The sequence below is a fragment of the Micromonospora sp. DSM 45708 genome (assembly GCF_039566955.1).
Lineage (GTDB): Bacteria > Actinomycetota > Actinomycetes > Mycobacteriales > Micromonosporaceae > Micromonospora.
This window is the reverse complement of record NZ_CP154796.1, coordinates 1,035,806-1,047,484: the sequence shown is the minus strand read 5'-3', so window position 1 is coordinate 1,047,484 and position 11,679 is coordinate 1,035,806. Positions and strand designations below refer to the sequence as shown.

The following is an 11,679-nucleotide window of genomic DNA, read 5'->3' as shown; positions in this document are numbered from 1 at the left end:
CAGTCCGCGCCACAGTCCTACCTGGTGGCCCGTTGCGGCGGCCTGCCGCGGATCGGCGCTGGCCCGAACCGCGGCGTGGCCCGGCCTCGTCTGCCGCTCGCGGCCCTACACACTTGATGGCGCAGGTGGGTCACCGGCGGCGCGTCCGACCGGCCGCCGCACCGGGGCGGTTGATGACCCACCCACGCCATCAAGTTCGTAGGGCGCGTGACGACTGCGTCGGCTGCGGCTGGTCGCCGCGGCCGGGTCAGTCGCGGGTGCTGCTGAAGGCGGCGTCGAACGCCGCAGCAGGGGCGTCGAACGCGAGGCGGCGGACGAACTGGAGCGCCTCCGGCGCACCGACCAGGCGGTCCATGCCGGCGTCCTCCCACTCGACCGAGATCGGGCCGTCGTAGCCGATCGCGTTCAACGCCCGGAAGCAGTCCTCCCACGGCACGTCACCGTGGCCGGTGGAGACGAAGTCCCAGCCGCGCCGCAGGTCGGCCCAGGGCAGGTGGGAGGCGAGCCGGCCCCGCCGGCCGTCCCCGGTGCGGACCTTCGCGTCCTTGCAGTCCACGTGGTAGATCCGGTCGGCGAAGTCGAAGATGAAGTTGACCGGGTCCAGCTCCTGCCAGACGAAGTGCGACGGGTCCCAGTTGAGCCCGAACGCGGGCCGGTGGCCGATCGCCTCCAGCGTCCGCTTCGTGGTCCAGTAGTCGTACGCGATCTCGCTGGGGTGCACCTCGTGCGCGAAGCGCACGCCCACCTCGTCGAAGACGTCCAGGATCGGGTTCCACCGGTCGGCGAAGTCCTGGTAACCGCGCTCGATCATGGCGGGCGGCACCGGCGGGAACATCGCCAGCGTGTGCCAGATGGACGAGCCGGTGAAGCCGACCACGGTCCGTACGCCGAGCTTCGCCGCCGCCCGCGCGGTGTCCTTCATCTCCTCGGCGGCGCGGCGGCGCACCCCTTCCGGCTCGCCGTCGCCCCAGATCCGGCCCGGCAGGATGTCCTGGTGCCGCTCGTCGATCGGGTGGTCGCAGACCGCCTGCCCGACCAGGTGGTTGGAGATGGTGAACACCTCGAGGTTGTGCTTGGCGAGCGTGTCCCGCTTCCGCTCGACGTACGAGTCGTCGGCGAGCGCCTTGTCGACCTCGAAGTGGTCACCCCAGCAGGCGATCTCCAGGCCGTCGTAGCCCCACTCGGCGGCGAGCCGGCAGACCTCGTCGAACGGAAGGTCGGCCCACTGGCCGGTGAAGAGCGTGATGGGTCGCGCCATTGTCGTTCTCCCCTGTCGTGATGGGGGATTCCGTTGCGGACCGGGGCGAGGTGACCGGGGACGGCGACGGCCCGGCACCGGTGGACGCGTGAGCGTCTGCGCCCGACGGGTTGCGCCTCCCGACGGGTCACCGGCCACCTCGCGGTCGCCGTCCCCACTCTATGGCCTACCTCACGGCAGGGTCCAGCGCTGGTTGGTGGCCCCGGTGCAGGTCCACAGGTGCACCGGCGTGCCGTCGGCCGAGTTGTTGCCGGACACGTCCAGGCACTTGCCCGACTGTGGGTTGCGGACCGTGCCGTCGGCCTGCGCCGACCAGTTCTGCGCGCCGCTGCCGTTGCACGTGTAGAGCTGGATCTTCGTACCGTCAGCGCTGGCACCGCCGGAGACGTCCAGGCACTTGCCCAACGCCTTCACCGGCCCGTTCGGGGTCACCGTCCAGGACTGCGCCGTGGACCCGTTGCAGGTGTAGATCTGGATCTGGGTGCCGTCGGCGGTGGCCCCGTTGCGCACGTCCAGACACTTGCCGGCCAGGCCCTTCACCGGGCCGGTCCCACCGGTGCCGCCGCCCCGCACCAGCGTGAAGTCGTCGACGTCGAACAGCCCGGAACCGCTGCCGGTGAACGTCAGGTACACCGTCTGCGTCCCCGACGGCACCCCGCTCAGCGCGGCGGAGACGTCGGCGAAGGTGGTCCAGCCACCGGTGTTCGGCACCGCCACCTGGCCGAGCAGCGGGCCGGTCGGCGAGCCGGTGCGCACCTGAATGGCGCCGCCCGCTCCGCCGGAGACCACCCGGGCGCGCAGCGACGTCACGCCGGTCAGGTCCAGGTTCTGGTACGCGGCCCAGTCGCCCGGGTCGACGTACCCGAGGGTCTGCCCGCCGTTGGCGCCGGCCTTGGCGAACGCGCTGACGCCGCTGGCCGAGCTGAACGCCTCGGCCTGCACGGTGGTGGTGCCGCCCGGCGGCGGGGTGCCGCCCAGCTCCTTGATCCGGATGTTGCGGAACGACGCGTCGTCGCCGGTGCCGTGGTTCTGGATGCCGACGTGCCCGGCGAGCGACCGGACCGGGTCGGTGTTGGTGAAGTCGTTGACGCGTACGCCGTTGAGGAAGACCTGCAACCGCTCGCCCTCGACCAGGATCTCGTAGGTGTTCCACTCCCCCGCCGGGTTCAGCGCCGCGTCCCGGGCGGCCAGGTCGGCGGACTTGAAGCCGTAGATCGCGCCGGTGGTCTTGTCCGCCGAGTCGCTGGGGTCGATCTGCACCTCGTAGCCGTTGTTCACGGCCGAGTTCGGGTCGCTCGACGGTGGGAAGCCGACGAACACCCCGGAGTTGTCGTCGCCGGCCAGCCGCCAGTCCAGCTTGAGCGAGTAGTTGGTGAACTGCTTCGCGCTGTACCAGTAGAGGCCCATGCCGCCGACCGAGGTGAGCGTGGCGTCGCTGTTGGTGAAGCTGCCCGGCCCGGCCTGCGACCAGCCGGTGGTGCCGCCGTCGTAGAGCGCGGTGTAGCCGGTCTCCGGCCGGCAGTCGGCCTTGGTGCGGCCGGCGGCGTAGCGGATGCCGCCGAGCAGGTGGGCGCGGAACGCGGGCTCGGCGTACGAGGCCTGGGTGTGCCCGCCGCCGGTGTAGAACGACCGGCCGCCGCTGTACGTCTTGCACCAGGCGTGCGGGTGGTCGCCGCCCATCGCGCCCCCGGAGTACGTGGACTCGTCGAGGCTGGCCAGCACGTGCGCGGTGGAGCGCGCGTTGGTGCGGTAGTCGTACCACTCGTCGGTGCGGTTCCACCGCTGCGGCAGGTGCGCGGTGGCGGCGTGCGCCCGGTCCTCCACCTTGACGGTGGCCGGCTGGATCGCCGGGTGGGACGCGAACCAGGCGCCGACCAGGTTGCCGTAGAACGGCCAGTCGTACTCGGTGTCGGCGGCGGAGTGCACGCCGACGTACCCGCCGCCACCGCCGATGTACGACTCGAACGCGGCCTGCTGGGTCGCGTTCAGCACGTCGCCGGTGGTGTTGAGGAAGATCACCGCCTCGAAGCGGGCCAGGTTGGCGGTGGTGAACTGGGCGGCGTCCTCGGTGGCGGTGACGGTGAAGTTGTTCGCCGCCCCCAGGTCCCGGACGGCCTGCGTGCCGACCGCGATGGAGTCGTGCCGGAAGCCGGCCGTCTTGGAGAAGACCAGCACGTCGTAGGGGGCGTCGGCGGCGCTCGCCGGGGTTCCGGCGACGGTGGCGGCGACGGCGGTCACCGCCACCAGCGCGGTACGGAGGAGTCTCATCGGTGTTCTCCTTGCCATCCTCACGGCAGCGTCCACTTCTGGTTGGCGGCTCCGGTGCAGGTCCACAGGTGCACCGGCGTGCTGTCGGCCGAGTTGTTGCCGGACACGTCCAGGCACTTGCCCGACTGCGGGTTGCGGACCGTGCCGTCGGCCTGCGCCGACCAGTTCTGCGCGCCGCTGCCGTTGCACGTGTAGAGCTGGATCTTCGTACCGTCCGCGCTGGCGCCGCCGGAGATGTCCAGGCACTTGCCCAACGCCTTGACGGTCGAGTTCGGCGTGACGGTCCAGGACTGCGCCGTGGTGCCGTTGCAGGTGTAGATCTGGATCTGGGTGCCGTCGGCGGTGGCCGCGTTGCGCACATCCAGGCACTTGCCGGCCAGGCCCTTGACCGGGCCGGTGCGCACGCTCGACGTGGTGAACGTGAACGCGTCCAGGTCGTAGAGCGCCCCGGTGCCGCCGGCGAACGTGAGGTAGAGCGTGGTGGTGCCGGCCGGCGGGTTGGTGATCGTGCCGGTGACCGTGGTGAACGAGTCCCAGGCGCCGGTGACCGGGACGGTGGCCGAGCCGAGCACGGTGCCGGTGGCGGAGCCGGCCCGGATCTGGAGCGTGCCGCCCGCACCGGCCGAGGAGACCCGGGCGCTGAACCCGGTGGCGTCGGCGAGCAGGTACGGCTGGAACGCGATCCAGTCGCCGTTGTTGATGTCGCCGACGGTCTTGCCGCCCTCGGCGGTGCCCTTGTCGAACGTGTTGATCCCGGACGAGGTCTTGAAGTGCTCGGCCTGCCGGTGCCGGGGCTGGAGCGTGTGCTGGGTGTGCGTGGTGAGGCCGCCGGCGTCGGTGTACTCGGCGTCGAAGATGGCGAAGATGTTCGCCGCGTCGTCGTGTTCGCCGTCGACCGGGATGGCGATGGTGCCGGTGCAGCCGGTCGCCGAGGTGATCTGGTGGCCGTGCTGGTCGTGGCCGAGCACGTAGGTCATCTTGACCTTCGTGCAGTCGATCGTGCCGTCCTCCGGGTCGGTGACGGTGATCCGGAACGGCACGGTGTCGCCGAAGGAGAACAGTTTGCCGTTGCCGGGCGTATCGATGACCACTGTCGGCGCGGTGTTGCCCACGGTGATCGTCACGCCGGCGGTGCCGGTGGCGCCCTGCGGGTCACGGACGGTCAGCGTGGCGGTGTAGCGGCCGTTGGCGGTGTAGGTGTGCGACGGATTGGCCGCGGTGGAGGTGCCGCCGTCACCGAACGTCCAGGCGTACGTCAGCGCGCCGCCCTCCGGGTCGGACGAGCCGGCCGAGGAGAACGCCACGGTCAACGGCGCGGCGCCGGAGGTCTTGTCGGCGGCGGCGCGGGCCACCGGGGCGCGGTTGCCGCCGCCCAGGTAGTCGAAGCGGTAGAGCGCCGAGTTGGCGTCCCCGTTGAAGTAGCCGGTGCCGTAGTCGAGCACGTAGTAGGCGCCGTCCGGGCCGAACGCGGAGTCCATCACCTGCTTTCCGGTCCACGGGAACGCGTCGATGGTGCCGGGTGAGCCGTCCGCGTTGACGTGGATCGGCTTGATCCAGCCGCGGCCGAACTCGGTGGCGAAGAACTGCCCGTCGAAGGACTGCGGGAACTTGGTGGTGGACGGGTTCGCCGCGTCGTACCGGTAGAGCGGGCCGCCCATCGGCGACTCGGAGCCGCCGCCGAACTCGCTCGGGGTGCCGGCGTCGCCGCCGTAGCGGATCCAGGCCGGCTTGGCGGCCGGCAACGTGGTCAGGCCGGTGTTGCGGAACGAGTTGTTGGTCGGTCCGCCGGTACAGTTGAACTTCGCGCCGGCGGTGCCGGTGGCGAAGTCCCACTCGGCGTACGTCTCGGTGGCGGTGTTGGTGCCGGTGCAGTACGGCCAGCCGTAGTTGCCCGGCCCGGTGACCCGGTTGAACTCGACCTGCCCGGACGGGCCGCGCGCCGAGGTGGTGCCGGCGTCCGGCCCGTAGTCGCCGACGTAGACGATGCCGGTGGCCTTGTCGACGCTGATCCGGAACGGGTTGCGGAAGCCCATGGCGTAGATCTCCGGGCGGGTCTTCGCGGTGCCGGGCGCGAAGAGGTTGCCGCTCGGGATCGAGTACGTGCCGTTGGCGTTGACCTTGATGCGGAGGATCTTGCCGCGTAGGTCGTTGGTGTTGCCGGCGCTGCGCTGCGCGTCGTAGCCGGGGTTGCGGTTGGTCCGCTCGTCGATCGGGGCGTAGCCGGCGGAGTCGAACGGGTTGGTGTCGTCGCCGGTGGACAGGTAGAGGTTGCCGGCCGCGTCGAAGTCGATGTCGCCGCCGACGTGGCAGCACAGCCCGCGGTCGGCCGGCACGTCGAGCACGTCGACCTTGCTGGCCTGGTTGAGCGTGAAGTCGGCGTTCAGCGTGAACCGGGAGAGCCGGTTGACGCCCTGCCAGGCGGAGAAGTCGGTGCCGGTGGCCGGCGCGTCCCCGGCCGGGGTGGACAGCGGCGGCGCGTAGTAGAGGAAGATCTGCCGGTTGGTGGTGAAGCCGGGGTCGACGCCGACGCCCTGCAACCCCTCCTCGTCGTGGTTGTAGACCGGCAGCGTGCCGATGACGGTGGTGACGCCGGCCGCGTCGGTGCGGCGCAGCGTGCCGTTGCGGGCGGTGTGCAGGACCGACCGGTCGGGCAGCACCGCGAGGGACATCGGTTCGCCGGTCTCGGCGACGCCGCGGGCGAGTTCGACCTGCTGGAAGTCGCTCGCCGGGATGGGGTGGGCGGACGCCGGGACGGGCGTCGTGGCCAGGGTGACCGTGCCGGCGGTGACTGCGAGCAGCAGCGCCGCGCCGGCGGCGAGTCGTCGCCGGGCCGGGGGGTGGTGATGGGGGTGGCTGGACATGCCGTGCTGTCCTTCCTGACGCGCGCAGCCAGGACCGGGCGCGCGTCGCGCCGGATGCCGAAAGGGGGGAGCGTTGTGCTGGCCACGACATTAAGACCTTTCGATCAGCCTGTCCATAGCTTCTGATCGATGAGCTTTGACTTTTGACGCGTTGCGACAAAAGTCAGGTCAGGCGCGGCGGTCGACGGCGTGTTCCGCGAGCGTGGCCAGCGCCCGCCGCGCCGGTGCCGCCAGCGGCAGCCCGTCCAGCGCGACCAGCGCGGCCTCCGCCCGCGAGCGGATCATCCGCTCCACCGTGTCGCGGGCACCGGACGCCTCGATGAGCGCACGGACCTCGGCGGCCCCCGCCTCGTCCAGCGCCGGATCGCCGACCAGCGCCCGCAGCCGGGCCGCGCCGGCCGGACCGGTCGCCGCCCGGGCCAGCGCCAGCAGCACCGTCGGCTTGCCCTCCCGCAGGTCGTCCATGGTGGACTTGCCGGTCACCGCCGGGTCCCCGAACACGCCGAGCAGGTCGTCGCGGAGCTGGAACGCGTCCCCCAGCGGATCACCGAAGCCGGCCAGCGCGGCCACCTCCTCCGGCGCCGCCCCGGCCAACGCGGCGCCCACCTGCACCGGCCGGGTCACCGTGTAGCGGGCCGTCTTCAGCCGCACCACCGTGAGCGCGCTCGCCACCGACCCGTCGCCGGCCGCCGCCACCACGTCCAGGTACTCCCCCGCGATCACCTCGGCCCGCATCCGGGCCAGCAGCGGGTGCCCCCGGCGCAGCCGCGCGGCCGGCAACCCGCAGCCGTGGAACATCTGAGCCGACCAGGTGGCGCAGAGGTCGCCGCAGAGCAGCGCCGCCGCGCGGCCGTACGCCGCCGGGTCGCCCGGCCAGCCGGCGTCGGCGTGCAGCCCGGCGAAGTGCCGGTGCAGCGTCGGCTGGCCGCGCCGCCGGTCGCTGCGGTCCAGGATGTCGTCGTGGATCAGCGCGAACGCGTGGAACAGCTCCAGCGCCGACGCGGCGACCACGATCGGCTGACCGTCCGGGCCGCCGAAGCCCCGCCAGCCCCAGTAGCAGAACAGTGGGCGCAGCCGCTTGCCGCCGGCCAGGACGAACCGGCGCAACGCGGTGTGGACGGCCCCCGTACCGTCGTCCGGCCGACCCGGCCCCCGCGCGTCCAGGAACGCGGCGAGCGCGGCGTCGAAGCGGCCCCGCAGCAGGGCCGGGTCGGTCCGGTCGACGGTGACGGTCACGGGGCCTCCCGGGCCAGTCCGGCGAGCTGGAGCAGCAACGCCTTGACGTCGGTCGCCGCGACCCGGGAGCGGGCCGCGGCCGGATCGGAGCAGAGCAGCACCGGCCCGTCCGCCGGGTCGGCGGGCAGCCGGCCGTGCGAGCCACGCACGGCCCGCGCCCCGGCGTCCAGCCCGACCACGCTCATCAGGTACCGCATCCCGAGCTTCTTGCGGGCCAACGCCACCGCCGCCCGGCGTTTCGCGGCCCCCGGCGCGGCCGGGTCGAAGAACAGCTCCGCCGGGTCGTAACCCGGCTTGCGGTGGATCTCCACCAGTCGGGCGAAGTCGGGCGCCCGCGCGTCGTCCAGCCAGTAGTAGTAGGTGAACCAGGCGTCCGGCTCGGCCACCAGCACCAGCTCACCGGCGCGGGGATGGTCCAGGCCGTACCCGGCCTGCCCGGCCGCGTCCAGCACCTCGGCGACGCCGGGCAGCGCGGCACAGCGCTTCGCCACCGCCGGCACGTCCGCCGGGTCCCGCACGTAGACGTGCGCCACCTGGTGGTCGGCCACCGCGAAGGCCCGCGACGTCCACGGGTCCAGGTACTCCATCCCGGCCTGGGTGTAGACGCGCAGCAGGCCCTCGGCGCGCAGCATCCGGTTGACGTCCACCGGGCGGGAGACGTCGGTGATGCCGTACTCGGAGAGCGCCACCACCGTGGCGTCGTGCTCCCGCGCCGCGTCCAGCAGCGGCCCGAGCACCGCGTCCAGCTCCGCCGCCGCGGCGGCGGCCTGCGGCGCGGACGGCCCGAAGCGTTGCAGGTCGTAGTCGAGGTGCGGCAGGTAGACAAGCGTCAGGTCGGGGGCGTGGTCGGCCAGGATCCGCTGCGCGGCCCGGCTGATCCACGCCGACGACGGCAGTCCCGCCCCCGGCCCCCAGTAGGTGAACAGCGGGAACGTGCCGAGCGCGTCGGTGAGCGTGTCGTGCAGCTCCGGCGGGTCGGTCCAGCAGTCCGGCTCCTTGCGCCCGTCGGCGTGGTAGACCGGGCGTGGCGTGACCGTCCAGTCGACGTCCGCGCCCATGGCGTACCACCAGCAGACGTTGGCGACCCGGTAGCCCGGCTCGACCCGGCGTGCCGCCTGCCACACCTTCTCGCCGCCGACAAGCGCGTGGTGCTGCCGCCAGAGCAGCACCTCGCCGAGGTCCCGGAAGTACCAGCCGTTGCCCACCACGCCGTGCCCGGCGGGCGGCTCACCGGTCAGGAACGTGGCCTGCGCCGAACAGGTCACCGCCGGCAGCACGGTGCCCAGCTCGGCCGCGAAGCCGGCCTCGGCCACCGCGCGCAGCCGGGGCATGTGCGCCAGCAGCCGCGGCGTCAACCCGACCACGTCGAGCACCACCAGTCGCCGGCTCATGAGGGCACCCCCGCCACCGTGGCCAGGCCGAGGCCGGTCAGCTCGTCGCGGGCGAAGGCCAGTTCGGCGGCGATGCCGGCGGCCAGCTCCGCGTCGCCGGTCGGCCGCCGCGCCGCCGGCAGCACCCCCCAGGTGTACGTCTCGACGTCGAGGTGGTCGCAGCCGGCGGCCGGGCCGGCGAACAGCGCGGCGAGCGCGGCCCGCAGCACCGGCACCGTGGAACGCAGCGGCGGCTCGGGTGGGGCGTGCAGCGGCACGTGGTAGTGCACCCGCCACGCCCCGGGCAGCCGCGCGTCCAGCGCCGCGTCCAGGTCGTCGGCGGCGTACGCCGGGTCGGCCGGGTCGGCGGCGCCGGCGCAGCCGGCCGCACGGGTCTGGTGCAGGAACCGTGGCTCGACGAAACGGCGCAGCGCGGCGGTCGCGCCGGCCGGGTCGGGAGCCTCGACGGCGGCGGAGACCTGCACCTTGACCACCGGCAGCCCGGCGTCGCTCAGCCGGGCCAGCGCGTCGGCCGGGGTCTCCCAGGCGCACGCCAGGTGCGCCAGGTCCAGGCAGATCCCGAGCCGCTCGGTATCCATGGCTGACAATACCGCGCGGGCCTGTCCCGTGGACTCCACCAGACAGCCCGGCTCCGGCTCGAAGCCGACCCGGACCACCCGGCCGGTGTCCCGCTGCACGTCCGCCAGCCCGGCGGCGAGCGCGTCGAGCATCCGTCGCGCCGACTCGGCCCGCCCGGCGTCCCACGGCGTACGCCAGGCCAGCGGCAGCGTGGAGACCGAACCCCGGGCCGCGTCGTCGGGCAGCAGGTCGGCCAGCACCCGGGCCAGGTCCAGCGTGTACGCCAGCCGCGCCGGCGTGGTCCAGTCCGGGTGGTACACCGCGCCCTTGACCACCGGGGCCTGGAACGCCGCGTACGGGAAGCCGTTGAGCGTGACCACCTCCAGCCCGCGTACCGTCAGCTCGTGACGCAGCCGGCGGCGGGCCGCCGGGTCGGCGGCGAGCGCGGCGGCTGCCGGCGCGGCCAGCCACATTCCCAGCCCGAGCAGGTCGGCGTCGAGCGTCCGGCGCACCGCGACCGCGTACGTGTCGAGCTGGGCGAGGATGCCCGGCAGGTCCTCGGCGGGGTGGACGTTGGTGCAGTAACCGAGATGGACGGTGGTGCCGTCGGTGTGGCGCAGCCGCATCACTCGCCCCCGCGCAGGATCGAGTTGCCGGCGAACGTGGGCGCCGGGGCGTCCAGGTCGGTCAGGTCGAGCCGGCCGGACTGGCCGTAGAACTCGACCGGGTTGCGCCACAGCACCCGGTCCACGTCGTCGGCGTCGAACCCGGCGGCCAGCATCGCCTCCCCGGTGGCGCGGGTGAGCAGCGGGTCGGAGCGCCCCCAGTCGGCGGCGGAGTTGACCAGCATCCGCTCGGTCCCGTACGTCTTCAGCAGCTCGACCATCCGCGGCGGCGACATCTTCGTCTCCGGGTAGATCGAGAAGCCCAGCCAGCAGCCGGTGTCCCGGACCAGTTTCACGGTCACCTCGTTGAGGTGGTCGACAAGCACCCGTCCCGGGGCGATGCCCGACTCGGCGACCACGGCGAGGGTGCGTGCGACACCGCGCGCCTTGTCCCGGTGCGGGGTGTGCACCAGCGCGGGCAGGTCGTGCGCGACGGCCAGCGCGAGCTGACCGGCGAACGCGGCGTCCTCGGCCGGCGTCATCGCGTCGTAGCCGATCTCGCCGACCGCCACCACGCCGTCCTTGTCCAGGTAGCGCGGCAGCACGTCGAGCACCGGCCGGCAGCGCGGGTCGTTGGCCTCCTTCGGGTTCAGTGCCACGGTGGCGTGGTGCCGGACGCCGAACTGCCCGGCCCGGAACGGCTCCCAGCCGACGAGCGAGTCGAAGTAGTCGACGAAGCTGTCCACGCTGGTGCGCGGCTGCCCCAGCCAGAACGCCGGCTCGACCACCGCGCGCACCCCGGCGGCGGCCATCCGCTCGTAGTCGTCGGTGGTTCGGGATGTCATGTGGATGTGCGGGTCGAAGATGCGCATGTCACGCCTCCGTGGTGGTGATGGTGAGCCGGTCCAGCAGGTCGGTGGCGTCGGCGGGCATGGTGCGGCCGGCGGCGTGCCGCTCGGCGGCGAACGCGGCCAGCATCTGCGCCAGCTCGCCGTCGGCCCGGTCGGTCAGACCGTCGACCACGGCCAGCGGCACACCGGTGAACACGCACTTGAGCACCGCCTGCCGCCAGGCCGGCTGTTCCAGGTGCCGGGCGTAGGGGCCGAGCGCGGCGGCGACCAGCCGGGTGTCGTTGGTGCGGACCGCGTCGTGCAGCAGCGGCACGCACTCCGCCCCGATCGGCAGCAGCGGCAGCGCCCGCAGCACGGCCCGCTTCTCGGCCGCGTCGCCCTCCCGGTAGAGCGTCTCGGCCGCGGCGGCGTGCCCGGTGGGCAGCGCGGTGAGCAGCAACGCCCGGGCTGCCTCGTCGACCGTCCAGCCGGGCGGGTCGGGCACCGGCCCGCGCCCGCACCGCCGGGCGGCGGCGGCGAAGTAGCGCGGGATCGCCGCGGGTTCGGTCGCGACGCGGCGCCGCGCCGCGTCCAGCCACTGCGGATCGGGTACGCCCCGCAGCGCGGCGTGCAGTCGGTCGGGTGTCATGCCGTCTCCCCTCTGCCGGGTGG

General features: G+C 73.3%; 8 protein-coding genes. All 8 read right to left on the bottom strand.

The window, feature by feature from the left end; genetic code table 11:
* Positions 1-247 precede the first annotated feature (247 nt).
* On the bottom strand, positions 248-1,258 hold the full coding sequence (locus tag VKK44_RS05080; protein WP_343445671.1) for a sugar phosphate isomerase/epimerase family protein: 1,011 nt from the start codon (positions 1,256-1,258) through the stop codon (positions 248-250).
* 171 nt (positions 1,259-1,429) lie between these two features.
* Positions 1,430-3,526, bottom strand: a complete 2,097-nt coding sequence (locus tag VKK44_RS05075) for a lectin (protein WP_343445670.1) — start codon at positions 3,524-3,526, stop codon at positions 1,430-1,432.
* Positions 3,527-3,546: 20 nt separating this feature from the next.
* Complete coding sequence (locus VKK44_RS05070; RefSeq protein ID WP_343445669.1) at positions 3,547-6,387, bottom strand: carbohydrate-binding protein; 2,841 nt, start codon at positions 6,385-6,387, stop codon at positions 3,547-3,549.
* Between the two features lie 168 nt (positions 6,388-6,555).
* Entirely contained in the window at positions 6,556-7,623 is a 1,068-nt protein-coding gene (locus VKK44_RS05065) for a polyprenyl synthetase family protein (protein ID WP_343445668.1), read from the bottom strand.
* Positions 7,620-9,014, bottom strand: a complete 1,395-nt coding sequence (locus VKK44_RS05060) for an alkaline phosphatase family protein (RefSeq protein WP_343445667.1) — start codon at positions 9,012-9,014, stop codon at positions 7,620-7,622. The genes VKK44_RS05065 and VKK44_RS05060 overlap by 4 nt, the downstream gene beginning before the upstream one ends.
* The gene (eboE, locus tag VKK44_RS05055; protein ID WP_343445666.1) at positions 9,011-10,198 is read right to left on the bottom strand and encodes a metabolite traffic protein EboE; all 1,188 of its coding nucleotides are present in this window, start codon (positions 10,196-10,198) and stop codon (positions 9,011-9,013) included. Before eboE ends, VKK44_RS05060 begins: the two co-directional genes overlap by 4 nt.
* The gene (locus VKK44_RS05050; RefSeq protein WP_343445665.1) at positions 10,198-11,049 is read right to left on the bottom strand and encodes a TatD family hydrolase; all 852 of its coding nucleotides are present in this window, start codon (positions 11,047-11,049) and stop codon (positions 10,198-10,200) included. Before VKK44_RS05050 ends, eboE begins: the two co-directional genes overlap by 1 nt.
* A 1-nt stretch (position 11,050) precedes the next feature.
* A complete protein-coding gene (locus VKK44_RS05045; RefSeq protein WP_343445664.1) occupies positions 11,051-11,656 on the bottom strand; it encodes an EboA domain-containing protein in 606 nt (201 codons plus the stop codon).
* Positions 11,657-11,679 lie beyond the last annotated feature (23 nt).

What these genes read in the sequence shown, in the direction of transcription:
- VKK44_RS05060 (WP_343445667.1), bottom strand. Translation starts at nt 9,014, where the DNA reads ATGAGCCGGCGACTGGTGGTGCTCGACGTGGTCGGGTTGACGCCGCGG.
- VKK44_RS05075 (WP_343445670.1), bottom strand. Translation starts at nt 3,526, where the DNA reads ATGAGACTCCTCCGTACCGCGCTGGTGGCGGTGACCGCCGTCGCCGCC.
- VKK44_RS05080 (WP_343445671.1), bottom strand. Translation starts at nt 1,258, where the DNA reads ATGGCGCGACCCATCACGCTCTTCACCGGCCAGTGGGCCGACCTTCCG.
- VKK44_RS05070 (WP_343445669.1), bottom strand. Translation starts at nt 6,387, where the DNA reads ATGTCCAGCCACCCCCATCACCACCCCCCGGCCCGGCGACGACTCGCC.
- eboE (WP_343445666.1), bottom strand. Translation starts at nt 10,198, where the DNA reads ATGCGGCTGCGCCACACCGACGGCACCACCGTCCATCTCGGTTACTGC.
- VKK44_RS05045 (WP_343445664.1), bottom strand. Translation starts at nt 11,656, where the DNA reads ATGACACCCGACCGACTGCACGCCGCGCTGCGGGGCGTACCCGATCCG.
- VKK44_RS05050 (WP_343445665.1), bottom strand. Translation starts at nt 11,049, where the DNA reads ATGCGCATCTTCGACCCGCACATCCACATGACATCCCGAACCACCGAC.